Below are 24,783 nucleotides of genomic sequence, written 5' to 3'. Positions count from 1 at the left end.
GCTACTCCCTCCATTTAAGTAATACAGCTTCAGCACAGAAGCCAGGGCCGAGAGCGACGAGCAAACCAGTATCCTCCACTTGTCCTTCGTTTAACATAAATTGCTCTAATACATATAGCACCGTAGGAGATGACATATTTCCATGATTTTTTAATATTTCCCGAGAAATGTCGTTTTTTTGGGGTGCTAAATAAAGAGTATCTTCATAAGCCTTTAAAACTTTTTTACCACCAGGATGTGCGATGAAGTGATGAAGCTGTTCACTATAAAGCTCCTGTTCCATTAAAAATTGCTCAATGAATGGACCAAGCCAATTAGTGATAATAGCGGGGATACTTTTTTGAAAAACAACATGTAGGCCATTGTTTTTAATATCCCAGCCCATTACATTCTCTGAATCTGGCATCCATTTGGAGCCGGTTGCTATGATAGCCGGTGTTGGCATTCTTGTCTCAATTTCCGCTTCCTCTCCACTGACAAGGATACAAGCTACACCATCTGCAAAAAGAGAGGCACCGACTAAATTACTTTTTGAAAAGTCATTTGGCTGGAAGGTTAAACTGCAAAGCTCCACACAAACAACAAGAACTTTTGCTTCTGGATGGGCAAGACAAAAATCATAAGCTCTACTAATACCAGCAGCACCACCAGCACAGCCCAGTCCCCAAAGTGGTATACGTTTAACTTTGTCTGAAAACGGAAGTTGATTCATCACTCGTGCATCAATACTTGGTGTTGAAATGCCTGTACTACTTACGAAAATGATGGCATCAATGTCCTTTGGCGAAATGGGCATTTTTAAAAATTTCTCATTTTGTAAGCATGCTTGAATAACAGCCACACTGTATTGTGTTGCTAGCTTAATATATAAATCGTTGCGTTCTTTAAAGGAATGATCGATACGATGCCATTCTGGCGGTATACAAAAATGACGAGTTGCAATACCACCATTCCCAAATACTTTTAAATATCTTTCTAATTTTGGGATTTTTGTGTGAAAAAGTTCCTTCGTTAATTCCTCTGCGTTTGTTTGCTGTAATGTGTACGGTGGTTGGTATGTACTGATAGAAATGATTTTTGGCAATTCAACATCTCCTTTGTTAATAGTGGTTTGTTCATTGTATGCAAGGAGCAAGGGGATACATGCTTATTAGATTGCATTTGACATTTTCGGAAGATTTCGCTATATTAAAAACAAATAATTGGAAGTAGGTGATGTGACATGATGAATAAATCTATTTTTAGCGAACTGCAATTCGGTTTGTTCAATTTCACACGCCTAAAATATACAATTTGACTTAAGTTCAATAGTTCGATTTGTGTATTCTCTTAAACGTGCCTGTGAAACCTTGTAACTGCCGAATTGCGCAGATACAAGGTTTTTTATCTTTATTCGGCGGATGTCATGGATTTTTAAAATCCGGATATGCCAAGGTGAAATTGATATGCACTTTTAGGAGGAAACTAAATTGAATTTAACAGCATTAGGTTTTAACACATATTTTGAAGAGCAAATGATTGAATATAAGAAGCAGACTAAGCTAGTGAATTGTGTACCAGCAAGGGTTACATTAGAGCATAAGCATTCATATCGTGTATTAGCAGAAGAAGGTGAGTGGCTAGCAACAGTTGCAGGGCATTTTGCTTATACCTCATTAGCACGCGAGGATTTTCCAGCAGTGGGCGACTGGGTACTAGTAGAAAAAATGCCTGGTGAAGAAAAGGCTATTATTCATCAACTATTTAAACGAAAATCAGTTTTTTCACGTAAGGTGGCTGGGCAGGAAATACAGGAACAGATTGTAGCATCCAATGTAGATATTGTACTGCTTGTTATGAGCTTAAATGCAGATTTTAATATTCGACGTTTAGAGCGCTATTTAATAGCAGCTTGGGATTCAGGGGCAAAACCGATTATAGTACTAACAAAGGCTGATTTATGTGCTGATGTTTCAGATAAGGTAAGAGATGTTGAATCTGTAGCGTTTGGTGTAGATATTTTTGTAACAAGTGCCTATTCAGGTGTAGGGTTAATGGATATTCGTGCATTATTTACAGATGGTGTGACAGCAGCATTGCTTGGTTCTTCAGGTGCAGGAAAATCTACACTGACAAATATGCTGAGTGGCGAAGAGCTTATGAAAGTATCTGACATTCGTGAGGATGATGCTAAAGGGCGCCACACGACAACACATCGTGAGTTAGTGGTACTACCTGGAGGTGGGTGTTTAATTGATACACCAGGAATGCGTGAACTACAATTATGGGATCAAGGAGATAGTCTTGCTTCTAGTTTTAAGGATATAGAACAGCTTTCAGGGGTTTGTCATTATCGAGATTGTACACATCAAAAGGAACCACATTGTGCTGTACAGCAAGCAATAGCAGATGGGGAGCTTGAGGAATCTCGACTTCAAAGCTACTTTAAATTGCAAAAGGAGCTGGCCTTTATAGAGCGCAAGACAAATACACAGGCAAGGCTTAATGAGCAACGAAAATGGAAGCAAATTGCGAAGGGATTAAAAAAGGGAAAAAAGAAATGAGTTTTAAGGAACACAGATAGTTTTTGATGTATCTGTGTTCTGCTTTTTAGGAGGAAAAAGGTTGGGTAAGAAGAAATGGATTCGAGGGACAGTCATCATTACTATTATTGGTACAGTATTATTTGGATGTGCAAAAAAAGTCACTGCTGGTAAAACGCTTTTTGATTAAAGAGCGCAAAGTATGCTTTACCGGTTATAGATGCTGAAGTATGTAAGGTGATAGGCACTGTACACGCAAAGGAAACTGCATACAACTGATGAGGAGAGAATCGTACATATTTGCTATTGTGCAAAACTTTTTTATCAACCATGGAGGGAGGTTTAGATATGACGATACAGGGTATTAATCACTTATTATTTTCTGTGTCGAATTTAGAACAATCAATCGCGTTCTATGAAACTATTTTCGATGCTAAGTTATTAGTTAAAGGAAAAAGCACTGCTTATTTTGATTTAAATGGGCTATGGCTTGCTCTGAATGTAGAAAAAGATATACCACGTCGGGAAATACATCAATCCTATACGCATTTGGCCTTCACTATTGATGAGGCTGATTTTGAAAAAATGTATGAAAAGCTTGTCAGCAATCAGGTGAATATTTTACAGGGAAGAGAACGAGATATCAGAGACAAAAAGTCGATTTATTTCACAGATCCAGACGGTCATAAATTTGAATTTCATACAGGAACATTACAGGATCGATTGAACTACTATAAGATGGAAAAGCTGCATATGGAATTTTTTGATTAAATGGGTGGCCCTCTGGAGAAGAGGGCATCTATTTTTTTGCAATGTTTTCCTCAAACGACTTTAAAGTATAGCCAGAAGGAGGAATGATGAAGCATTTGAGCAGTTGCTTGCTTTCATGCGTGAAAATGATCCTCGCTATAAGCGAAACAATATAAGAGGAGAAAACGTTCATAATAGAATAGGGGGTGGCTTGATGACAAAAGCTATTATTTTTGATATGGACGGAACCTTGTTTCAAACCAATCTAATTTTAGAGCCTGCACTTGCTGCGACGTTTGATGTGCTACGAGATAAGGGACTTTGGCAGGAGGATACACCAATCGAAAAATATCGAGAAATTATGGGAGTGCCACTACCTGTTGTTTGGGAAACACTATGTCCAATGCACTCTTTAGCAATACGTGAAGAGAGCAATTCATTATTCCATGTCAAGTTGATTGAGCAAATAAGGAATGGTAAGGGTGCACTTTATCCAAATGCAGAGCAAACACTTGCTGCTTTGGCAGAGCACTATAAGCTATACATTGCCAGCAATGGACAGAAGGAATACTTACAAGCAATAGTGGATACCTATCAATTGGAGCGTTTTATCAAAGGTACATACAGCATTCAGTCTATTGCAAGTGGTCATAAATCAGATTTAGTAAGAAAAGTGATTGTAGAAAATGGCATTCAGCAAGGAGCCGTTATCGGTGATCGTTCTTCTGATATTCAGGCTGCCCATGATAATCAGCTTCTCTCAATTGGGGTACGTTTTGATTTCGCACAGGAAACAGAGCTACAAAGGGCGGATATTGTCATTGATGATCTAAAAGATTTATTACAAGTTCAATTGGCTTAAGCATTCATTTTTTATCGCCCAATATTTTCATTTTATCGAGAAAAATATACGATTTACCGAAAGCTTTTAATCATTTATCGACAAAGATTGCATTTCAGGCGAAGAAAGCGTAAAATGGTGCCAACCTAATAGAAAAAGCGTTGAGAAGGAAAAGTAAATAGGATCAACATTTTATAGAGAGCCTCTGTTGGTGGAAATGAGGTAAATGAACCCTTTTGAAAATGACCTTTGAGCCTCGTACCGAAAGCATTAAGCAAGTAGATTACGACGAGATAGGCACTCGTTACAACAGCAACAGTATCTCTCATAGATAGACGTACTGATAGAGGCAAATAGTGTGAGCTATTTGTAAATATAGGTGGTAACACGGGTATACTCGTCCTAATCAGTTTTGATTAGGGCGATTTTTTTATCCATTTTTATTGATGCGAGGGGAGCAATTAGAATGACAATTGTTATTGGAGGCGCTTGGCCATATGCAAATGGTTCTTTGCATTTAGGGCATGTTGCTGCATTATTACCGGGTGATATTTTGGCTAGATATTACCGACAAAAGGGTGCAAGGGTTTTATATGTGTCAGGGAGTGATTGTAATGGTACACCAATCTCTATACGCGCCGCACAAGAGAACACAACTACTGAGGCTATCGCTAATCATTATCATGAGGAGTTTACTCGATGCTTTAATGATTTAGGATTTACCTATGATTTATATACCCGTACAGATGCAATGCATCATCATGACTCTGTACAGGCTATTTTTTTACAACTACTTGCGAATAATTTTTTATATAAAAAGAAAATTGAGCAAGCTTATTGTGAAACAGATCAACAGTTTTTGCCGGACCGGTTTGTAGAGGGAGTTTGTCCAAACTGTGGTGCAAAGGCACGTGGCGATCAGTGCGATAATTGTTCCACAATTTTAGATCCACTCGATTTAATCGATAAACGCTGTAAAATTTGCGGCAATGAGCCAATTATTAGAGAAACGGAGCATTTTTATTTTGCCTTTAGTCAATTTCAGGGAAGATTGGACACATATCTAGCACAGGCAAAGGTCGAAAAACGCTGGCGTGATAATGCACTGGGATTAACAGAGCGCTACTTGGCAGAAGGAGTACCAGACCGTGCAGTAACGAGAGATTTACCAAATGGTATTGATGTTCCAGTTCCAGGCTTTGAAGGTAAAAAAATATATGTATGGATTGAAGCGGTTGCAGGTTATTTAACTGCAAGCATCGAATGGGCAAGGCAGCATCAAATAGCTATTGAGGATTTATGGAATGAAGAGACAGTTTCGTATTATGTACATGGTAAGGATAATATCCCATTCCATACCGTTATATGGCCAGCCATTTTAATGGGGATAGGGGCAAAGGCATTACCAACACATATTGTATCGAACGAATATTTGACACTAGAAAAGCGAAAATTATCAACCAGTCAAAATTGGGCCGTATGGGTGCCATATATCTTAAGTCGATATGATGCGGATTCGATTCGATATTTTTTAACAATGAATGCGCCAGAAAATCGTGATACAGATTTCTCCTGGCGAGAATTTATTTATAGCCATAATGGGGAGTTACTTGGTGCATATGGTAATTTTGTTAATCGTACATTGAAGTTTATTGAAAAATCCTTTGAAGGACAGGTACCACAAGCTGAGGTAGATGGCAACATTCGTAAGCACACGATTCAATTGTTTAATGTAGTGGGAAATCTTATTGAGGCAGGGCATTTCAAACAAGCATTAGAGGCTATTTTCGAATATATTCGTGCAGCCAATCGCTATTTTGATGAGCAACAGCCATGGCTACAGGTGAAAGAGAATGTAGAAGCAGGAAATCAAACAATGGCAACATGTGTCTATATGATTGCGAATCTTGGACAGCTACTACATCCATTTTTACCATTTTCGGCTGAAAAGGTAAGAAAAATGGTAGGCAAACATGAGCTAATGTGGCATGAGCAGGTAGAGCTTCCAGCATCCATTAGCGAAGTGGCACCATTGTTTGAACGTCTTGATGTTGAGCTGATAGAAGAAGAATTTCAAAAGCTAGTGAAGGATAGCAATAAATAATACAAAAGCAGTATGACAGAAATTTTGTCATACTGCTTTTAGCCATTAGTTCATCACTGGCGTTAATTTAGCTACAACAACACTGTTAATAGCATTAATGTATGCCAGAGCACTTGCTTTTAATATATCTGTATCTGCGGCTTTGGCAATATATTTCTCACCCTCGTGTTCGATTGTGATTTTTACTTTTCCAAGTGCCTCTTTCCCGCGAGATACACTGTTGATATTATATTCTACAAGCTTTACATCGATATTTGTAATTTCTGCAATAGCTGAATACAGGGCATCAATTGGACCTGAGCCTACTGCGCTCGCTTTAAATACTTCGCCACCTTTACGAATCTTCACACTTGCAGAAGGGAAATTGGCATTGCTGACGACTTGTAAATCGTCAAAATCAAAGAATTGCTCGCTATAATGAGTGGCATTCGCATTGTTTGCATCATGTTTTTCATAGTAGCTCTCTACAATTACATATAAATCGTGATCATAGACTTCTTTCTTCGCATCCGCAAGCTTTAAAAAGCCTTCGAAGATTCCTTCAAATTCATCCGTGGAAAGATTTGAGAAACCAAGCTTCTCAAGGGCATTTTTCACCGCATGACGCCCAGAACGAGCTGTAAGGACTAATTCCATATCATCAAGACCCACATCTTCTGGATGGACAATTTCGTAAGCATCTCGAGATTTTAACAAGCCGTCTTGGTGAATACCAGATGAATGAGCAAAGGCATTGTCCCCAGTAATCGCTTTGTTCACTTGTACGTCTAAGCCCATAAAGCTGGAAACAAGGCGAGATGTATTCATAATTTCTTTCGTGTTAATACGCGTTTCAGCATTGTAAACAGCGCCGCGTGTTTTTAGTGCCATAACAACTTCTTCTAATGCAGCATTACCAGCACGTTCACCAATACCATTAATTGTACATTCTACTTTATCTGCACCATTTTTAATGGCTGCAAGTGTATTAGCCGTTGCCATCCCAAGATCATTATGACAATGTACGCTTAGTAACACGCTGTCGTCTACGTTTTTCATACGTTCATTTAATTTATAAATCATTGCACCAAATTCTTCGGGCTCTGCAAAGCCAACTGTGTCTGGTACATTAATCATTGTTGCACCAGCCTTCATGACAGCTTCAATTGTTTTCCAAAGATACTCGAAATCTGAGCGAGAAGCGTCTTCTGTTGAATATTGAACTTGTGGTAGTAGGGTTTTTGCATATTTGACAGCATCTACACCAATTTGTAGGATTTGATCCTTAGATTTGCTGAATTTTTTCTCAACATGAATATCTGAAGTTCCAAGCACCATATGAATCATTGGGTTTTCAGCATATTTGACAGCATTATAAACAGCATCAATATCTGCCTGTACAGCACGAGCTAAAGCAGTGATCATTATGTCATTTGTATTTCCTACTTTTTGTGCAACAGCTTTTACTGCATCAAAATCCCCCTGTGATGAAGCAGGGAACCCAGCTTCGATAATATCAACGCCTAATTTTTTGAGCTGCTGTGCAATTTCTACTTTCTCATATAAATTCAATTTTGCTCCTGGCACTTGCTCGCCATCACGTAAAGTCGTATCAAACACCCAAATTTTTCTTCCCATTTTTAAACACTCCTTTTGTTATTGTCTTTTTTATAAAGCTACACTTAGGCCAAAATCGTTAAAACAAAATAAAAAAACCCGTCTCTATTTAAAAATAGAGACGAGTTTATGCTCGCGGTACCACTCTAATTGACCTTTTCTTTACAGAAAAAGTCCTCTTATCGACAGCAATCACTGTCTATCCCAATAACGGAGGAAACCGACATCCCTTACTTAAGTTCAGGGAGTAGCTCATGGACGAGTTCAAAATGTGTGTCTACCGATTTTCACCAACCATCGGCTCTCTACAAGTACACAGGCACTTCTACTATTTCCAATCTTGGCCTACAATGTGTTGTTGAAAGCAATCATACTCGGATATTGTGAATCTGTCAATAATATTCTAAAAATTATTTTTTTTCTGTCTAAATCAATGTAGGATAATCCCTATAAATGGTTTATTTTCATTATGAACATCCATTTACGTGTGTGAATAAACATTCTAATATATGCTATAGAAATATAAGGATAAAGCTCAAATAGGGGGAGACATTAATTGGATTTACAGAACACGTTAAAATTTTTGCATGTAGCAGAGGGATTGAAGCGAGAGCTACGACATAGCTGGCTTTCAGATGGGAGGCAGGAAAGTGTAGCTGAGCATACATGGCGAGTAGCATTAATGGCAATGGCTATTGAGGAATACTTACCGCAAAAAGTTAACAGTGAGCGTTTATTAAAAATGATTATTATTCATGATTTAGTGGAGGTGTATGCAACAGATATTCCAGCCTTTGATACGATGAATAATAAAAAGGTAAAAGAGCAAAAGAGACAAAATGAAATGAAGGCAATTGAAAAAATTAGAAATTTACTAGGAAATGAAACGGGGCAGCAATTTTATGATTTATGGTTCGAATTTGAGCATAGGAAAACGTATGAAGCAAAAGTAGCAAATGCTTTAGATAAACTTGAAGCGCAAATTCAGCACAATGAGGCTGCTATTGAAACGTGGTTACCGATTGAACATGAAATGGTATTTTTGCTAGGTAAACATACGGATTTTGATAATGTGCTAGACGAGTTAAAAGGTATCATTGAAGCAGAAGGGGTAGAAAAAATTCAGACGGATAATAAATTATAGAATCTGCTCGTTTTCTTTGGGAAGTAGATATTACACCTTACCAATGTAGAAAACGAGCAGATTCTTTTGGATTTTATTCTATTTTAAAGCGTGACACTTGAGTTTGTAATTCCTCAGCCATATTTGAAAGTGTAGCGGCAGAAGCAGCTACCTCTTCGATTGTGGCTAGCTGTTCTTCAGATGCAGAGGCTACACTTTGTAAGTTAGCAGAAGACATTTGTGCTATTGTTGCTATTTCATCGAAGGATGCATAAATTTGCTCAGCACTTGAAGACATTTCTTCTGAAACGGTCGTTGCTTCTTGAATTTGCTTGGAAACTTGTTCAATCAATTCAACAATTTTTGAAAAGCCTTCTTCAGCGACCTTTACAACTTGCATGCCAACTTGAACCTCTTGTGTACCAGTAGCCATAACAGAGACCGCACGATTTGTATCATGCTGAATTTCGGAAATAAGGCTAGCAATTTGTTCAGCGGATTGCTTAGATTGCTCCGCAAGTTTTTTTACTTCATCCGCAACAACAGCAAAGCCACGACCATTATCTCCTGCACGAGCCGCCTCAATTGCAGCATTTAATGCTAGTAAATTTGTTTGCTCTGCAATATCTGTAATAAGACCGATAATATTACCTATTTCTACTGAGTGGTCCCCTAAATTTTTGACAACGCTTGCAGACTCTAAAACGGCTGTATGAATTGTATCCATTTGTGTAATGACACGGAGTAATGAATCGTTTCCTTTGTTAGCCTCAGTATTCGTTTCCATGGCAAGTTCAGATACAGCAGCTGTAGTCGTTGCCAATTGCTGAATGCCTCTTGTCATATTTTTCATAGCTTCAGAGCTTTCTGTAGCATTTTTACCTTGCGCCTCAGAGCCACTTGCAACCTCCTGTATAGAGGATGTAATCTGCTCTGTTGCTTGGATTGTTTGCTCAGCGCTTGCTGTTAATTCGGCTGCTGAGCCACTTACCTGTACAGTATTATGTCGAACATTAGTAATAAGGTCCTTTAAATTAAGAGCCATCTGATTGAAGGCAAGCGCTAAATCACCAACTTCATCACGATTCTTTATACGTATTTGCTCTGCTGTTAAATCACCCTCGGCAATTTTTTTAGCTGCTTTTGCCATTCCTTTAATAGGTCGAGAAATGAGACTACCCATGATAATGGCAATTATCAGACTAATGACAACAGCAAATACCCCAAGTATAATCATTTGAAATTTTATCGATTGAATTTCTTTAGTTGTCGCAGCAATTTTTTTATCTATATACTCTTTTTGATAATTAGCAAGGTTTTCTACGCGTTCATCGAATTTTTTAATAATTAGTCGTCCCTGTGTACTATCAAGCTTTTCGTACTGTTCGATTTCTCCAGCAGCCTTTAAGGAAAACATGCGATCAGAGAATTGTTGGACATCTTGCTCACTTTTATTGATTGCCTCTAATAATTCAATAGATTTTTTAGTATGGAAGGAAGCCATTAATTCATCTGATTTTTTTTTGAATTCTTCCCGTGATTCTTCGTTACTTTTAAGATTTTTTTTATCTCCAAGTAATAAATATCCTCTTTGGCTTACAATTTCTTGCTTCGCAATCGCTCGAAGCTCCTGAATACTGATAGATCTAGTAGTTTGTTCTTCAAGTAACACACGATATGTTTGATTAACGGAATTAAGCTGTTTAATGTTTAACCCGATTGTGCCAACTAAAACTAAAATAACAATAAAAAAACCGAGTATTAATTTCTTGTAGATAGTAAATCGCATAGTTGAAGTTTCCTTTCTCAGTAATTTAGTATAAATGTTACAAAAAAATGAAATATGTATATATACCATTTATATCAGATTATATGAATTTTACAAAGTATTAAGAGTATTATCATGTTAATTAATAAATATAATAAGAAGGTAAATTGCAGAGAAAATAATAAAAAATGTAGAAATAATACGTAACTTCCTTGGAGCACAAGCGGATAGTTAGTGATAGAGCATAAACAAATACGACAATTCTCATAAATTTGAAACAAAATGAGCTGTAGTAACGTAGAATTAATAAAGAAATGACTAGGGATGTGAGAAGGTGTATAGACCAATTTTGAAATTACCAAAAACAAAGTTTGAAAAGCTATGGGACTATATTGGCTGTGGAATATTTATGCTATCCATCCTTTATATTTTTATCATGTGGGGCGAAATACCTGAAGAGGTTCCGGGACATTTTAACGGTGCAGGAGAGGTGGATCGTTGGGGTACAAAAATAGAACTATTCATTCTTCCATTTATCGGAGTGTTTCTGTGGATATTATTAAGCCTACTTGAAAAGGCACCACATATGCATAATTACCCAGCACGTTTAAACGAAAATAATGTTAAGGTATTTTATTTAAATAGCCGTAAGACTTTAAATGAAATTAAAAATCTTTGTTTAATTATCTTTGCCGTTATATCATTTCAAATGGTTCGAATTGCTATAGGGGAGATAGAAACTATTGGCTGGTGGCTCCTTCCGATTGTGCTAATAGGAACAGCCATACCAATAATTAAGGGCATAGTTGCAACTTTTAAAATAAAATAGTAAAAAATCTTATAGACTCAAACGCTCGTGGAATTATCAGAGCGTTTTTTTGTACGCAAATTTTATAAAATCATTTATACTATCAAAACCAATAAAAATTGTAAGAGAACTGGTGAACTTTTTAAATCATAAGTTGGTCTTTTAATTTTGTGGATCCACCATATAATTTGTACTATTTCTTTTGTCATTTCTAGTAATAAAATGGTATCGTATTTACAAAATATATTTCACTTATTTTTAAATTATCCAAAAAGGGTAATAAAGAAGTGTGATTCTAAAGGATATCTTTATGAGATTTCTTAAATTAGCATTGGTTGAGCGGAACGGTCGTGTACAAAATAATTATTGGAAAGAAGGCTGAGAATGACGCACACTTATATTGAGCAAGTCGATGAAAAATGGCGTGAAAGCTTTGCAAGGCTAGTAGATGTAGTGGAAATAAATTTGCCTGAAGGCTTTGAACGTAATATGAATTATGACATGATTAGTTATGTTGTCCCATTATCAACGTATCCTAAGGGTTATCATGTTACACCGAATACACCACTTCCTTTCATTAGCCTTGCCGCACAAAAACGACATTTAGCTGTCTATCATATGGGCCTTTATACAGATAAGGTGTTATTGTCTTGGTTTCAGGAGGAGTATGCAAGGCGTGTGCCAACAAAGCTCAATATGGGGAAGAGCTGTATTCGTTTTACAAATACAAAAAATATTCCGTATGATTTAATTGGAGAACTTGTATCAAACATGACACCGATGCAATGGATAACTAAATATGAGGGAGAGTTAGCGAAATGAAAAGTGCCACTACCTTTTTAATGTTTCAAGGACAGGCGAATGAAGCTATTCATCAATATCAACAATGGTTTCCTGATTTAGAAATAAAGAGCTTATCATATATGGAAAACTCGCAGCAGGTAGCGATGGCTATACTCGATTTAAAAAATCTGAAAATTATGGTCAACGATAGTGTTATACAGCATAATTTTACTTTTACACCATCCATCTCAATCTTTCTGGAGTGTGAGTCTGTGGAAGAAATTAACCATCTCGTGGCTCAAATGCTAGAGGACGGAAAGGCGTTAATGCCTCTTGATAACTATGGCTTTTCTAAGCAATTTGCATGGATTGAGGACCGTTTCGGAGTATCTTGGCAGCTTACTTATAATTAATGTAAAGGAGAGTATAAATGAATAAGTGGATGCAACGAGCTATAGAACTCGCTCTAAAGAATATTGAACAAGGTGGACAACCGTTTGGAGCAGTATTAGTAAAGAATGAAGAAATAATAGGGGAAGGTGTCAATGAGTTACATCTTCGCCCAGATAGTACTGGCCATGCAGAGCTATTAGCTGTTCGACGTGCACAGGAAAAGCTACAATCTATTGATCTAACAGGGACCGTTATGTATGCTAGTGGGGCACCTTGCCCAATGTGTTTTGGTGCAATGGCAATGGCGGGAGTAGATAAGGCATATTTTGCGAATTCTTTAGAAGAGGCTATTTCGGTTGGTTTAAGTCGATCTAGCGAGGTATATGCAGATTTATTAAAATTAGAAAATGAACGTTCGTTTAGAATGATTCATATGCCAGTAACGGATAATGAAAAAAATCCGATGCAAGTCTGGTATAAATGTAAAGATAAATGAACTAAAAGGAGAAAGAGAATGGCAGTAACTTTAGTGAAACATGATATTAAATATGCTGAAGCAATGCATGCATTGTCTTCGATGCCACAGGTGCGAGATGCACTAGGGTTACCTGCTGGTAAAGTAGAGGACACAATAAATTTTATTAAACGGGAATGTGTGGATGAAGAGGCTGGAAAGACTGTTCCTCGAGTTGTCCTAAATGAAGAAGGTCAGTTCATTGGTGTGACAGCATTAATGTTTATCGACCACACGAAAAAAAGCTGTCACATTGGTTCGTGGCTTGGCTATGAGTTTTGGGGAAAGGGCTATAATATAGAAGCGAAAATAGCGATTTTAGATATTGCATTTTTTGAATTAGGACTTGAACGGGTTTTCGCAGGTGCGAGACAGGTCAATATTCGCTCTCAAAAAGCACAGGAGAAATTGCCATTTATTCGAATAGGCGTTGAAAAGGATTTTCCAGAGGAGCACAAATGGTTAGAGGTAAAGGAAAAGCAACCATGTGTTTTAAATGTTTTTGAGCGTACAGATTTTGTCCGTTATCGAACAGCTTTAGTAAAAGTGGAAGGCTCACGTGAGAGCTATTTACCGCAATTATTATTAGCAGATGAAAGCGAAGAGGCTGTAAGGAAATACTTAAATGACGGCGACTTATATGAAATTAAATGTGGTGAACAATTAGCTGGCGTAGCATTACTTCTTGCGCAACCTGATAAGGCAGTGGAGTTGAAAAATATTGCGATTGTACCAAATTATCAGGGAAAGGGTCTTGGCAAGGAGGCATTACGACAAATAACAAGCATTTGTCACTCTCAAGGATATCAAACAATTTTAGTGGGTACTGCCAATTCTAGTATTGATAATATTGCTTTTTATCAGAAGGCAGGCTTTCGTATGGAAGCAATTGAAAAGGATTTTTTTAGTTCTTATCCAGAGCCTATCTATGAAAATGGCATACGTGCACTAGATATGATTTTCTTTTCCAAAAAATTATAGATATAAAGAAATACCCGTCCAACTTATGTTGAGCGGGTATTTTATTTACCAAGCAACAGTGCCATCAACTTTTCCTTCGAATGTAAAAAATCATCAAGAGTATAGCGATCTAAAACGGCTAAATAGGCTTGTAATGCTTCATTTAAGACACCTTTTAGCTGACATTCTGGTGCAATTTTACATAGATTATTTTCCTTATCAAAGCATTCCACTAGATGAAAATCCTCTTCTGTTTGTCGCACTATTGCACCAATTGTGATGGTTTTAGGATCAATTGCTAGCCGTATACCTCCACCTCGTCCACGAATAGTTTCAATGTAGCCAAGTAATCCGAGTTGATGGGTAACTTTCATTAAATGGTTTTTTGATATATTATAAGCATCCGAAATTTCCTGAATGGTTGATAATTCACCGTCTTCCTTCGCACCCAGGTAAATAAGTGTTCGAAGAGAGTAATCTGTATATAAAGTTAGACGCATAAGAACACCCTACTTTCTATAATTCACAATAATTATAGCATTTTTACTTTGAAGTATATTAAATTCAATACTTTTTTAAAGATGTATTTAAAATACATTAATTATGTCTATTTTGTTAAAGATGTATTTTAAATATTGCTTTTAGAAAATGAAAGCGTTATATTGTAATCACGAAAGGATGGTATGCGATATGTTAAAACAAGAAACAGTTCAAATTATTAAAGCAACGGTTCCTGTATTAGAAGTTCATGGTGTTGAGATCACAAAGACGTTTTACAAAAATATGTTTCAAGCTCATCCGGAATTATTAAATATTTTTAATCACACAAACCAAGAAAAAGGTCGTCAGCAAACAGCTTTAGCAAACACAGTCTATGCTGCTGCTGTTCATATTGAAAATTTAGGGGCAATTTTGCCAGCAGTGATGTTAATTGCACATAAGCATCGTAGTTTAGGTATCTTACCTGAGCATTATCCAATTGTTGGAGAAAATTTATTAAAGGCTATTAAAGAAGTACTTGGTGATGCAGCAACAGATGATATTATTAATGCATGGGCTGAGGCTTATGGTGTAATCGCAGATGTGTTCATTCAAGTAGAAGAAGAGTTATACCAAAAGGCTGAAAATAATGGTGGCTGGCGTTTATTTAAACCATTGAAAGTAGCGAAAAAAGTAGTAGAAAGTGATCTTGTTACTTCTATTTACTTTGAAAATGAAGATGGTTCACCACTACCTGCATATGAGCCAGGTCAATACATTAGCATTCGTGTGAAAGTACCAGGTGAAGAGTATTTAATGAATCGTCAATACACGCTCTCACAGGCGAGTGCTGAGGATGGCTATCGCATTTCAGTGAAACGTGAAAGTGACCAAACGCCAAATGGTAAAGTTTCGAACTTTATTCACGATAACTTACAAGTTGGAGATTTAGTGGATGTAAGTGCTCCAGCTGGGTTATTTGTTTTAGAAGAAACTACTACCCCAATTACATTTGTTAGCGGTGGTATTGGTGTAACGCCATTAAACAGTATGCTGCAATCACTGAAAAATGATGCTGCAAATGAAATAAACTTTATCCAATGTGCACGTAATGAAAAAGTTGTGGCATTTAGCGATGACATTCAAGGGAAAGTGAATGCACTTCCTAATGCGTCCTATACAGCATTATACTCAGATGAAAATAAGCAGATTACAAAAGAAATATTAGCAAAAAAAGTAACGGATAACACAGATGTGTATGTATGTGGACCTGTTGGCTTTATGGAAGCTGTTATTAAACATTTACATGAAATTGGCGTGAAAGATGAAAAGATTCACTATGAATTCTTTGGTCCAGCCATGCAATTAGCAAAATAAAATTTTTGGAAATCCCTGTTATGAGTAACGGCTCATAGCAGGGATTTTTTATGGAATTGATGGATAGGAACCAATAAGTGACTGATAGAATTCTAAAACGGATGGATTGAAATCCTGAAGTGACGGAAAGATCCTTGAGGAAGTATCGTAAAACTTTTGTGTTGACAATATACCTTGTGGGGTATATTATGAATCTCGTAAGCAGGTTCCATCAATCAAATAAAAGGGGGTATGAACGGAGTGGCTTATGGTCCAAAAACAGCAAATCGGGTGAAACGAATAGAGGGTCAATTGCGCGGGATATTACGCATGATGGAGGAAGAGCAGCACTGTAAAGATGTGATTACACAGCTAACTGCCGTACGCTCTGCGGTTGATCGAACAATTGGTGTAATCGTAAGTGAAAATTTATTAGACTGTGTAACGACTGCTGAAGGAGATGCTGAAAAGTTGGATATGGCTATCCAAGAGGCAATGGATTTAGTGGTGAAAAGTAGGTAAGTTTTTTACGCTGGGGCGTAATTGATATACCCTTTATAGTATAAAAGGAGGCAGTTAGATTTGGAGACGTGGCTAATCGTTGCAATTGTTGTTGCGTTTTTAGTATGGAGAATGATGCCTGCAAAAGGAGTGCAATCAATCTCAGCGGCGCAACTGAAAAATATTTTACATGATAAAGACAAAGTTTTTATCGATGTACGAACACCGGCTGAATATAAGGGACGAAATATTCCCCAGTTTAAAAATATTCCGCTAGGTTCTAATTTTAATCATTTGCCAAAGGATAAAGAAATAGTTGTAATTTGTCAGAGTGGCATGCGCAGTAGTCAGGCATGTAAACAATTAAAAAAACAAGGGTTTGAACGTGTTACCAATGTCCGTGGTGGCATGAGTGCATATTAGGAGGAGACAAAGTATGAAGGAGATTCTAGCAAAAGAAGTACAACAGGCATTAGAGCAAGGTCAGCCAATCCATTTAATTGATGTACGTGAAGTAGATGAGGTAGAGGCTGGGCATATTCCAGGTATTATTCATATTCCACTTGGTTTACTTGAATTTCGAATGCATGAGCTAAATAAAAATGAATCGTATGTTGTTATTTGCCGTTCAGGTGGTCGCAGTGGGCAAGCTGCTTTATTTTTAGAAAGTCATGGCTTTAATGTTATGAATATGGTTGGTGGTATGCTTGCTTGGCATGGTGAAGTGGAATAATTAAAAGTATTATATTTTTTTGAATAAAATAATACCCTTGTAGGTATAAGGAGGAGAATTATGAGTATTAAGGTGGATTTTCAGCTAGATGCTAAAGGACTTTCTTGTCCCATGCCAATTGTAAGGGCAAAAAAAGCAATAGCTGATCTCGTAGAAGGACAAATTCTAGAAATATCAGCAACGGATAAGGGGTCAAAGGCGGATATTGGGGCTTGGGCTGAAGCTGTCGGGCACCAATATATTGGGACTTTGGAAGAAGATGATGTGCTTAAGCATTATATTCGGAAATGCTCAAATGAAATTATGGAGGAAAAAACGTTTCCGCAGACAATTGATTTAGAACAGATTACAGGTAGAGAGGGTTTAATTCTTGATGTACGTGAAGAAGCAGAATTTGCTTTTGGACATATTGAAGGAGCTAAATCTATACCAATGGGTGAGCTAGAGTCACGTCTATCAGAGCTTGATAAAGAACAGGAGATTTATGTTATTTGCCGCACAGGGAAGCGCAGTGATTTTGCTGCACAAAAACTTTCTGCATATGGGTTTTTAAAGGTATTTAACGTCTTGCCAGGGATGACTTCTTGGAAAGGCGAATTAATAAAAACAATTTAGGAGGAATTTATGATGTCAAACAAAGTAGCAATTATTGCGAGTAATGGTGGGCTTTTCGATGCTTACAAGGTGTTTAATATTGCAACAGCAGCGGCGGCCTCAGAGAAAGAGGTAGCCATCTTCTTCACATTTGAAGGGTTAAATTTTATTCATAAGCAAGGTATGCATGCATTACCAATGCCTGCTGGAGCAGAGCATTTTGCACAGGGCTTTGCAAAAGCTAATGTGCCAGCCATTCCTCAATTAGTGGAAATGGCAAAGGAGCTAGGTGTGAAATTTATTGCATGTCAAATGACAATGGATGTAATGGGTTTAACAACAGATGATTTTATTGATGGCATAGAGGTTGGTGGAGCTGTAACATTCTTAGAGTTTGCAAAGGATGCAGCACCGTCATTGTCATTCTAATTGTTTAAAAACAAAGAAAAAGCGGAGAGGGACATCCTTTCCGCTAAAAAATTCAACAAAATAATACCTTAGGGGGTAAAAAGGATGTCAGTTCTAAAATGGAACGCAGCACAAGTGGCTAAAAAAGTAATTGATAATGAAGAATTATTTATTTTAGATGTTCGTAATGTAGATGCATTTGAAGATTGGAAAATTGATGGACATAGATTTGAGTATCTGAATATCCCTTATTTTGAACTGTTAGATGGTGTGGAGGATATTCTACCAAAAATCCCGACTGATAAGGATGTTTTAGTCGTTTGTGCCAAAGAGGGGTCATCAGTGATGGTCGCTGAAATGCTATCAGAAGCAGGACGTGATGTTGCTTATTTAGATGGGGGCATGAAAACGTGGAGCGAATATTTGGAGCCCGTTAAAGTAGGAGATTTAACAGGTGGAGGAGAGCTTTATCAATTTGTACGTTTAGGGAAGGGCTGTCTTTCTTATATGGTAATCTCTGAGGGAGAGGCTGCTATTATAGATGCTGTTCGCTTTACAGATGTATTTATAAACTTTGCGGAAGAGAAAAACGTGAAAATCAAATATGTTCTAGATACACATTTACATGCTGACCATATTTCAGGAGGGCGACATATCGCGGCAGCAACAGGTGCTTTGTACTATTTGCCACCAAAAGATGCAGAGGAGGTTGTCTTTGACTATACACCTTTAGTCGAGGGCACGACCGTTCAAATTGGTGCGTCTAATATAGAAGTAGGAGCCATTTATTCGCCAGGACATACAATTGGCTCAACATCTTTTGTAATTGACAGCAAGTATTTATTAACAGGTGATATTTTATTTATCGATTCAATTGGTCGTCCCGATTTAGCTGGGCTTGCTGCTGATTGGGTAGGAGATTTGCGCAACACACTTTACAAGCGCTTTCGTGAGCTTTCTGATGATCTTCTAGTCCTGCCAGCGCATTTTATGATCATTGATGAGTTAAATGAAGATGGGACAGTTGCTAAGCGTTTAGGGCAGTTATTCGCTGAAAACCATGGATTAAATATTGAGGATGAAGCAGAGTTCCGAAGCATAGTTACAGAGCAATTGCCGCCGCAGCCTAATGCCTATCAAGAAATCCGTCAGGTAAACATGGGGAAAATCACGCCGGAGCTAGACGAGCAAACTGAGATGGAGATAGGGCCTAATCGCTGTGCGGTTCGATAAACCATGGTGAAATGCAATGAATATGCATGTATGTTTGTGGCATGTAAATATCGTAAAGCGAAGGCGCTCATCCTTCGTACAGTCATGAAAAAACAAGGACAATCGGTAAAATCGCTTACAACCTTTGCTGATTTGGAGGAGAAAAATATGAAATCAAATTTACAACTAGATGCAAAGGGCTTATCCTGCCCTATGCCAATCGTGAAGACAAAAAGGGCTATGGATACTTTAGCTTCAGGTGAAGTTTTAGAGGTTCAAGTTTCAGATAAAGGAGCTCTTGCTGATATCCCTGCTTGGGCTAAAGCTGGTGGTCATACGATACTAGATCAATCTGAAGAAGCTGGTATCATCACATTTCTAATTCAGAAAATTTAAGGTTTGTGAGGGCTGTCTATCTAGAAGAGTAGAGCAGCCCTTCTGTTATCAGATGGCATGTACATTCTGTATGGAAGTGGAAAACTCACAGTTGAAAGCTAGACTTTATCTTCTGTGGATTTAACAGAAAGAAGGAAACTAAATGGATATTGCATGGATCATAACAATATTTTTGATTGGCTTTATCGGTTCATATATATCAGGGATGTTAGGTATTGGCGGTTCAATTATTAAATATCCAATGTTACTATATATTCCGCCTTTATTTGGATTCGCAGCATTTTCAGCACATGAGGTTTCGGGAATAAGTGCGGTGCAAGTGTTTTTCGCCTCTATAGCCGGGGTATGGGCTTATCGTAAGGGTGGTTTTTTAAATAAATCACTGATTATTTATATGGGTGGTGCTATATTAGTTGGTAGTTTCGTTGGCAGCTTTGGCTCCAAGTTTTTATCAGAGGCAGGTGTTAACATTGTTTATGGCATTTTGGCATTGATTGCTGCAGTGATGATGTTTATTCCGAAGAAGCAGATTGATGACAAGCCAATGCATGAGGTGACATTTAATAAACTGGTAGCTGCCATATTAGCATTTATTGTTGGTATTGGCTCAGGGATTGTTGGAGCAGCTGGTGGCTTTTTATTAGTTCCAATTATGTTAGTGATACTAGGAATACCAACTCGTATGACGATTGCCTCTAGCCTTGCCATTACCTTTATATCCTCAATCGGTGGAACTATTGGAAAGCTGATGACGGGACAGGTTAATTATTATCCTGCAATCATTATGATTGTGGCAAGTCTTATAGCAGCTCCTCTCGGTGCACGAGCAGGGAAAAAATTAAATACGAAAGTATTACAAGCAATTTTAGCAGTGCTAATCTTAGCAACTGCTATTAAAATTTGGATAGATATTTTATCTTGATTCAACAAATGGTTTTGTACCGAAAGCGAAGCGTCAGGTATAGGATATTCCCACCTCTATAGGTGGCGAGATGAATGCGATTGGATGTCAAGGATTTTGAAGAGGAGCTTTTCGAACTCATAAAAAAATCCGGACGCAATTACGCTGGGGCTTAATTGATAGGGAGGGTTGTAGAAAATGAAAATTGAAATTTTCTCAGATTTTACTTGTCCATTCTGTTATATTGGCAAACGTGAATTGGAACGTGCCATCGATTTAGCTGGATACACTGGGCAAGTGGAGATTGAGTATAAAGCATTTCAAATAGCGCCCGATACACTTCAGAAGAATGCTCCGTTGTTATATGAGGGAATGATGGGGAAATTTGACTCAACGCTAGAAGAAGTAAAGGAAATGACGAGGAACATTGCCGAGCGCGCGGTAGAGGTGGGGCTTCATTACAATTTTGAAGAAATGAAAACAGCACATACTGAAAAAGCACATCGATTAGCAAAGTGGGTAAGGCAATTCGATAAAGAATCAGTCTATACGGAAGCGCTAATGAGTGGATACTTTTTAGAGGGTGAAGATGTAAATGATTCTAAATATTTATTAACAGTCATTGAATCCTTAGACTTAGATGTCAACCTCGCTAATGAAATTATCGCATCCACTGCCTTTAGTGAAGATTTAGATAAAGATCGCTATGATGCACAGCAACTTGGTGTACAAAGTGTACCCTTCTTTGTTTTTGAAAATCGCTACGGTATTAAAGGAGCAGAGCCGAACGAGGTTTTCGTTCGAACGTTGCATCAAGCGGCGGAGATAGCAGGTATTCAACCTGATTTAAAGATGGCAGGTGACGGAGTAGCTTCTTGTTCTACTGGTGAATGTAAAATATAAAAAAGTATAAGGTGTCGGGTACAATTAGTACTCGGCATTTTTATTTCAGAAAAATCTATATACTACAAGAGGTATTAAGTCGTGTTTATTGTGTTATAGAACAATATTTATTTCATAATTTATCCATTTTTATCATCTGAATGGTTCTATTTTGATTAGGTGTGAGAAAAATCACATCTATAAATACATTATTTTGCTAAAATATAGGTGATTATACAAAGGGGGGTATTATAGATGAAACCTATCGTAGCAGGAGTAGCGGGAACAGTGCTGTTAGCAGGCACACTCTTTATAGGAGCTGTCATAAGTGACAAAATTTTAGGTGATGCTAATGGAGAAACTGAAGAAGCAGCAACACAATCAAAAATACCAACATCAGCAGCTGCGCAGTCAGTTGTCTATGCACCACCAAGTATCGAGGAAGTACCAGAGGGACCTATGAAGGAAGCCATCTTGTACGGCTATGAGCTTGTTAATAATACACATGTTGCTGCGGAAGAATATGTTGGGAACCAATTGTCTTGTACAAGCTGCCATGCAGGAGCAGGGTATGATGAGCAAGCATCGTCATTAGTTGGCGTTATGGCAAACTATCCACAATATATTGCGCGGTCTGGTGATATTGTGACAATAGAAGAGCGTATTAATGGTTGTATGGTTCGTAGTATGAATGGTAAAAAGTTTGACATGAATAGCAAGGAATTAGAGGCAATGGTATCTTATTTCGCCTATATTTCAGAAGGGGTTCCAATTGGAGCTGAACGTGAATGGGCAGGCACAAGTAATATGAAAGATGTTCCTATACCAGATGTTACAAATGGTGAAGCATTATATGGAAAATCTTGTATCGCCTGTCACGCAGCAGATGGTGCCGGTACCGGAGCTAATACAGGACCTGCATTATGGGGTGAAAATTCATTTAATGATGGTGCTGGCATTGCACGTATGTCAAAAATGGCGGGCTACATAAAAAACAATATGCCAGTTGGTGCAGTTGGAACACTTAATGATCAAGATGCTGCTGATTTAGCTGCCTTCATTTTATCGCAGGACCGACCTGAATGGGCAAATCATGATAAAGACTGGCCTAAGGGTGGACGTCCAAATGATATCATGGATAAAGAAAAACGTGATCAAGTAAAAAATGGCACAATCAATTGGGAGCAAGTGCTTTCCACTAATTAAAAAAAGGGGGATGCTGCAATTTTGCGGCATCCCTTTAAGCTTAATTAAAGTTATAGGCTGTGACAATCTTTTTTCTGTTTGTACTGATATCTGTAAAGTATTCATATAGGCAAATCCCTAAGAAGGAGCCTGCTACATTAAAAACATTCGTGAATCCGTTATTCTGTAGGGCCATTACTGCATTGTAGCTTCGTTGTCCAGAACGACAATGAACGTAAACAGGAATATCTTGTGGAATCTCATTCATCCTGTTACGTAGCTCGCTTAATGGAATATTATGTGCATGGTGGAGATGACCAGCCTCATATTCATTTTTTTCACGCACATCTAAAAAATAGGCGTTATTTTCGACAAGATCTCTAACCTTATCAACTTTTATCTGCTTGTAGGTGCTGTATAATTGATTTTGAGCGACGAGCGCTGCTAAATTGACAATATCCCGTGCAGTGCTAAACATTGGAGAATAAGTAAGTTCTAGCTCCTTTAAGTCCTCTACAGTGCCACCCATTGTAATCATAGTTGCTATAATATCAATACGTTTATCTGCACTACCTTTTCCAATCGCTTGTGCCCCAAGAATTCTTCCAGTAGGTTGTTCAAAAACAAGCTTGAAATGAAGTGGATGACTAGTCGGCATTAAACCAACTTTGTCTGGTGCAATTAAATATACACTCTTAGCTTGAAAGCCGTGTGCTAGTGCAGTTTTTTCATTTAAGCCAGTAGAAGCGCATGCAAGATCAAAAATCTGCACACTTGAAGAACCAATAACACCTTTATTTTGCTGAGGCATATTGAACATATGATTTGCTGCTGCCCGTGCCTGTCTAAGTGCAGGACCAGCTAGTGCCAGACGTGTTTGTTTACGAGTTAATTGGTGAAATACTTCTATGGCATCACCGACAGCATAAATAGAGGGGTCAGATGTGACATAATTAGCATCTACCTTAATACCACCAAGTTCACCTATTGCCAGTCCAGCCTCTTTCGCTAAAGAGATTTCAGGTCGGACACCAATTGCTAAAACGACAGCTTGTGCCTTTACTTGTTTGCCGGAATTTAGTTCTACATACTCATCTGCAACCTTAGCTAAGCCATCATTGACAATGACATTAACTCCTCTATCCATCATTTCTTTTTGTAAAATTTGAGCCATATCATAATCAAATGGCATCATAATTTGCTGACTAAATTCTACGAGTGAGACATTAAAGCCAGCAAGTTGCAAATTTTCTGCAACCTCTACGCCGATAAATCCACCACCAATGACAGCAATATCTTGTATATCATCGCTCTGTATATAACGATTTAAACGATCTATATCCGAGACATTACGAACAGTAAAAACGTGAGAAGAATGAATGCCATCCAAATTAGGAACGATTGGACTGGCTCCAGGGGATAACACTAACGTATCGTAGCTTTCCTCATATTCATTACCTGTGTGTAAATCCTTTACAGTAATCATTTTTTTCTCTCGAGAAATACGTGTCACTTCATGATGAACACGTGCTTCAATATTGTATTTTGCTTGAAAGGCTTGCGGTGACATTAAAATCAATTTGTCACTTTTATCAACAATACCACTTAAGTGAAAGGGTAAAGAGCAGTTGGAAAATGAAACGTTTGGTCCTTTTTCAAACATAATAATTTCAGCGTGCTCATCAAGTCGGCGAATTCGTGCTGCCGCAGAGGCTCCTCCTGCTACACCACCGACTACTAAAAATTTTTTACGCATTTACAGTCACATCCTTTTCTTTTTATACATATAAGGGTATTTAGGTCTGAAAATAAGGATTTATAACAAAGAATTAGTATTAAAACTTTAAAAAACATTGATATAAATACATAATATACCCTAATAGGTATTTTATCAACGGTAATAATAAAATAAAATCCTTGAAATAGGGTAATAAAGAGAAAAGGGAAGCACTTCGATTTTTCCCTACTTTGAG

Annotated in this window: 26 protein-coding genes and 2 other annotated features; of the genes, 21 read left to right on the top strand and 5 right to left on the bottom strand. The window is 37.7% G+C overall.

Annotation, left to right across the window (positions count from 1 at the left end):
* Position 1 precedes the first annotated feature (1 nt).
* Entirely contained in the window at positions 2-1,084 is a 1,083-nt protein-coding gene (locus AC2CGN_RS14090; protein WP_484514498.1) for a type III polyketide synthase, read from the bottom strand.
* 385 nt (positions 1,085-1,469) lie between these two features.
* On the opposite strand from AC2CGN_RS14090, the gene rsgA reads away from it, so the two are divergent.
* From rsgA to metG, 4 genes are all read left to right on the top strand, one after another.
* The gene (gene rsgA, locus AC2CGN_RS14085; RefSeq protein WP_484514496.1) at positions 1,470-2,543 is read left to right on the top strand and encodes a ribosome small subunit-dependent GTPase A; all 1,074 of its coding nucleotides are present in this window, start codon (positions 1,470-1,472) and stop codon (positions 2,541-2,543) included.
* Between the two features lie 327 nt (positions 2,544-2,870).
* Positions 2,871-3,293 carry a FosM family fosfomycin resistance protein gene (gene fosM / locus AC2CGN_RS14080; RefSeq protein ID WP_429983303.1) on the top strand — a complete coding sequence of 141 codons (423 nt, stop codon included), beginning with the start codon at positions 2,871-2,873 and terminating at the stop codon, positions 3,291-3,293.
* Between the two features lie 193 nt (positions 3,294-3,486).
* Positions 3,487-4,134 carry an NIF family HAD-type phosphatase gene (locus tag AC2CGN_RS14075; protein WP_369593990.1) on the top strand — a complete coding sequence of 216 codons (648 nt, stop codon included), beginning with the start codon at positions 3,487-3,489 and terminating at the stop codon, positions 4,132-4,134.
* A 131-nt stretch (positions 4,135-4,265) separates the two neighbouring features.
* Positions 4,266-4,521, top strand: a binding site (T-box leader).
* Positions 4,522-4,579: 58 nt separating this feature from the next.
* On the top strand, positions 4,580-6,217 hold the full coding sequence (gene metG / locus AC2CGN_RS14070; protein WP_429983301.1) for a methionine--tRNA ligase: 1,638 nt from the start codon (positions 4,580-4,582) through the stop codon (positions 6,215-6,217).
* Between the two features lie 45 nt (positions 6,218-6,262).
* Here the strand turns inward: metG and AC2CGN_RS14065 are convergent, their stop codons facing one another.
* On the bottom strand, positions 6,263-7,834 hold the full coding sequence (locus AC2CGN_RS14065; RefSeq protein WP_286923459.1) for a 2-isopropylmalate synthase: 1,572 nt from the start codon (positions 7,832-7,834) through the stop codon (positions 6,263-6,265).
* A gap of 93 nt (positions 7,835-7,927) precedes the next feature.
* Positions 7,928-8,164 (bottom strand) — a binding site (T-box leader).
* 205 nt (positions 8,165-8,369) lie between these two features.
* On the opposite strand from AC2CGN_RS14065, the gene AC2CGN_RS14060 reads away from it, so the two are divergent.
* Positions 8,370-8,957: an HD domain-containing protein gene (locus tag AC2CGN_RS14060; RefSeq protein WP_429983300.1), complete on the top strand. Its 588-nt coding sequence runs from the start codon at positions 8,370-8,372 to the stop codon at positions 8,955-8,957.
* A 73-nt stretch (positions 8,958-9,030) separates the two neighbouring features.
* Here the strand turns inward: AC2CGN_RS14060 and AC2CGN_RS14055 are convergent, their stop codons facing one another.
* Positions 9,031-10,725, bottom strand: coding sequence for a methyl-accepting chemotaxis protein (locus AC2CGN_RS14055; protein ID WP_429983299.1), 1,695 nt, complete (start codon positions 10,723-10,725; stop codon positions 9,031-9,033).
* Positions 10,726-11,038: 313 nt separating this feature from the next.
* Between AC2CGN_RS14055 and AC2CGN_RS14050 the strand changes: the two genes are divergently transcribed.
* The 5 genes from AC2CGN_RS14050 (at position 11,039) to AC2CGN_RS14030 (ending at position 14,183) form a co-directional block, all read left to right on the top strand.
* Positions 11,039-11,533 (top strand): DUF1648 domain-containing protein, encoded by a 495-nt coding sequence (locus AC2CGN_RS14050; RefSeq protein WP_484514492.1) that lies wholly within the window; start codon positions 11,039-11,041, stop codon positions 11,531-11,533.
* A gap of 363 nt (positions 11,534-11,896) precedes the next feature.
* Entirely contained in the window at positions 11,897-12,334 is a 438-nt protein-coding gene (locus AC2CGN_RS14045; RefSeq protein ID WP_286923463.1) for a DUF1801 domain-containing protein, read from the top strand.
* A complete protein-coding gene (locus AC2CGN_RS14040; protein WP_369593984.1) occupies positions 12,331-12,708 on the top strand; it encodes a VOC family protein in 378 nt (125 codons plus the stop codon). Before AC2CGN_RS14045 ends, AC2CGN_RS14040 begins: the two co-directional genes overlap by 4 nt.
* Positions 12,709-12,725: 17 nt before the next feature.
* Positions 12,726-13,184, top strand: a complete 459-nt coding sequence (locus AC2CGN_RS14035; protein WP_429983296.1) for a nucleoside deaminase — start codon at positions 12,726-12,728, stop codon at positions 13,182-13,184.
* Between the two features lie 18 nt (positions 13,185-13,202).
* Complete coding sequence (locus tag AC2CGN_RS14030) at positions 13,203-14,183, top strand: GNAT family N-acetyltransferase (protein ID WP_286923466.1); 981 nt, start codon at positions 13,203-13,205, stop codon at positions 14,181-14,183.
* Between the two features lie 41 nt (positions 14,184-14,224).
* On the opposite strand, the gene AC2CGN_RS14025 is transcribed toward AC2CGN_RS14030, so the two are convergent.
* Positions 14,225-14,662: an Rrf2 family transcriptional regulator gene (locus AC2CGN_RS14025; protein WP_054771049.1), complete on the bottom strand. Its 438-nt coding sequence runs from the start codon at positions 14,660-14,662 to the stop codon at positions 14,225-14,227.
* Positions 14,663-14,852: 190 nt separating this feature from the next.
* On the opposite strand from AC2CGN_RS14025, the gene hmpA reads away from it, so the two are divergent.
* From hmpA to AC2CGN_RS13970, 11 genes are all read left to right on the top strand, one after another.
* Positions 14,853-16,019: an NO-inducible flavohemoprotein gene (hmpA, locus tag AC2CGN_RS14020; RefSeq protein WP_484514488.1), complete on the top strand. Its 1,167-nt coding sequence runs from the start codon at positions 14,853-14,855 to the stop codon at positions 16,017-16,019.
* A gap of 240 nt (positions 16,020-16,259) precedes the next feature.
* Positions 16,260-16,520, top strand: coding sequence for a metal-sensitive transcriptional regulator (locus AC2CGN_RS14015; protein WP_429983294.1), 261 nt, complete (start codon positions 16,260-16,262; stop codon positions 16,518-16,520).
* Positions 16,521-16,634: 114 nt separating this feature from the next.
* Positions 16,635-16,922: a rhodanese-like domain-containing protein gene (locus AC2CGN_RS14010; RefSeq protein ID WP_429984030.1), complete on the top strand. Its 288-nt coding sequence runs from the start codon at positions 16,635-16,637 to the stop codon at positions 16,920-16,922.
* A gap of 13 nt (positions 16,923-16,935) precedes the next feature.
* Positions 16,936-17,232 carry a rhodanese-like domain-containing protein gene (locus AC2CGN_RS14005; RefSeq protein WP_429983293.1) on the top strand — a complete coding sequence of 99 codons (297 nt, stop codon included), beginning with the start codon at positions 16,936-16,938 and terminating at the stop codon, positions 17,230-17,232.
* A gap of 60 nt (positions 17,233-17,292) precedes the next feature.
* The gene (locus AC2CGN_RS14000) at positions 17,293-17,847 is read left to right on the top strand and encodes a sulfurtransferase TusA family protein (protein ID WP_484514486.1); all 555 of its coding nucleotides are present in this window, start codon (positions 17,293-17,295) and stop codon (positions 17,845-17,847) included.
* Between the two features lie 12 nt (positions 17,848-17,859).
* Positions 17,860-18,255 carry a DsrE/DsrF/DrsH-like family protein gene (locus AC2CGN_RS13995; protein WP_484514485.1) on the top strand — a complete coding sequence of 132 codons (396 nt, stop codon included), beginning with the start codon at positions 17,860-17,862 and terminating at the stop codon, positions 18,253-18,255.
* 84 nt (positions 18,256-18,339) lie between these two features.
* Complete coding sequence (locus AC2CGN_RS13990) at positions 18,340-19,467, top strand: MBL fold metallo-hydrolase (protein ID WP_484514482.1); 1,128 nt, start codon at positions 18,340-18,342, stop codon at positions 19,465-19,467.
* A gap of 147 nt (positions 19,468-19,614) precedes the next feature.
* Positions 19,615-19,842, top strand: a complete 228-nt coding sequence (locus AC2CGN_RS13985; protein WP_484514701.1) for a sulfurtransferase TusA family protein — start codon at positions 19,615-19,617, stop codon at positions 19,840-19,842.
* Between the two features lie 142 nt (positions 19,843-19,984).
* Positions 19,985-20,764, top strand: a complete 780-nt coding sequence (locus tag AC2CGN_RS13980) for a sulfite exporter TauE/SafE family protein (RefSeq protein WP_286923475.1) — start codon at positions 19,985-19,987, stop codon at positions 20,762-20,764.
* A gap of 177 nt (positions 20,765-20,941) precedes the next feature.
* On the top strand, positions 20,942-21,646 hold the full coding sequence (locus tag AC2CGN_RS13975; RefSeq protein WP_484514479.1) for a DsbA family oxidoreductase: 705 nt from the start codon (positions 20,942-20,944) through the stop codon (positions 21,644-21,646).
* Positions 21,647-21,880: 234 nt separating this feature from the next.
* Entirely contained in the window at positions 21,881-22,831 is a 951-nt protein-coding gene (locus AC2CGN_RS13970; protein WP_286923477.1) for a c-type cytochrome, read from the top strand.
* 40 nt (positions 22,832-22,871) lie between these two features.
* On the opposite strand, the gene AC2CGN_RS13965 is transcribed toward AC2CGN_RS13970, so the two are convergent.
* Positions 22,872-24,566, bottom strand: coding sequence for an FAD-dependent oxidoreductase (locus AC2CGN_RS13965; RefSeq protein WP_484514477.1), 1,695 nt, complete (start codon positions 24,564-24,566; stop codon positions 22,872-22,874).
* Between the last annotated feature and the right edge of the window lie 217 nt (positions 24,567-24,783).

The sequence above is a fragment of the Lysinibacillus sp. DFXJR4 genome, from assembly GCF_057196045.1.
This window is presented reverse-complemented; position numbering and strand designations above follow the sequence as displayed.

Coding starts and splice junctions, on each gene's coding strand:
- fosM (WP_429983303.1), top strand. CDS start 2,871: ATGACGATACAGGGTATTAATCACTTATTATTTTCTGTGTCGAATTTA.
- AC2CGN_RS14075 (WP_369593990.1), top strand. CDS start 3,487: ATGACAAAAGCTATTATTTTTGATATGGACGGAACCTTGTTTCAAACC.
- metG (WP_429983301.1), top strand. CDS start 4,580: ATGACAATTGTTATTGGAGGCGCTTGGCCATATGCAAATGGTTCTTTG.
- AC2CGN_RS14065 (WP_286923459.1), bottom strand. CDS start 7,834: ATGGGAAGAAAAATTTGGGTGTTTGATACGACTTTACGTGATGGCGAG.
- AC2CGN_RS14055 (WP_429983299.1), bottom strand. CDS start 10,725: ATGCGATTTACTATCTACAAGAAATTAATACTCGGTTTTTTTATTGTT.
- AC2CGN_RS14045 (WP_286923463.1), top strand. CDS start 11,897: ATGACGCACACTTATATTGAGCAAGTCGATGAAAAATGGCGTGAAAGC.
- AC2CGN_RS14040 (WP_369593984.1), top strand. CDS start 12,331: ATGAAAAGTGCCACTACCTTTTTAATGTTTCAAGGACAGGCGAATGAA.
- AC2CGN_RS14035 (WP_429983296.1), top strand. CDS start 12,726: ATGAATAAGTGGATGCAACGAGCTATAGAACTCGCTCTAAAGAATATT.
- AC2CGN_RS14030 (WP_286923466.1), top strand. CDS start 13,203: ATGGCAGTAACTTTAGTGAAACATGATATTAAATATGCTGAAGCAATG.
- AC2CGN_RS14025 (WP_054771049.1), bottom strand. CDS start 14,662: ATGCGTCTAACTTTATATACAGATTACTCTCTTCGAACACTTATTTAC.
- hmpA (WP_484514488.1), top strand. CDS start 14,853: ATGTTAAAACAAGAAACAGTTCAAATTATTAAAGCAACGGTTCCTGTA.
- AC2CGN_RS14010 (WP_429984030.1), top strand. CDS start 16,635: ATGCCTGCAAAAGGAGTGCAATCAATCTCAGCGGCGCAACTGAAAAAT.
- AC2CGN_RS14005 (WP_429983293.1), top strand. CDS start 16,936: ATGAAGGAGATTCTAGCAAAAGAAGTACAACAGGCATTAGAGCAAGGT.
- AC2CGN_RS14000 (WP_484514486.1), top strand. CDS start 17,293: ATGAGTATTAAGGTGGATTTTCAGCTAGATGCTAAAGGACTTTCTTGT.
- AC2CGN_RS13995 (WP_484514485.1), top strand. CDS start 17,860: ATGTCAAACAAAGTAGCAATTATTGCGAGTAATGGTGGGCTTTTCGAT.
- AC2CGN_RS13990 (WP_484514482.1), top strand. CDS start 18,340: ATGTCAGTTCTAAAATGGAACGCAGCACAAGTGGCTAAAAAAGTAATT.
- AC2CGN_RS13985 (WP_484514701.1), top strand. CDS start 19,615: ATGAAATCAAATTTACAACTAGATGCAAAGGGCTTATCCTGCCCTATG.
- AC2CGN_RS13980 (WP_286923475.1), top strand. CDS start 19,985: ATGGATATTGCATGGATCATAACAATATTTTTGATTGGCTTTATCGGT.
- AC2CGN_RS13975 (WP_484514479.1), top strand. CDS start 20,942: ATGAAAATTGAAATTTTCTCAGATTTTACTTGTCCATTCTGTTATATT.
- AC2CGN_RS13970 (WP_286923477.1), top strand. CDS start 21,881: ATGAAACCTATCGTAGCAGGAGTAGCGGGAACAGTGCTGTTAGCAGGC.
- AC2CGN_RS13965 (WP_484514477.1), bottom strand. CDS start 24,566: ATGCGTAAAAAATTTTTAGTAGTCGGTGGTGTAGCAGGAGGAGCCTCT.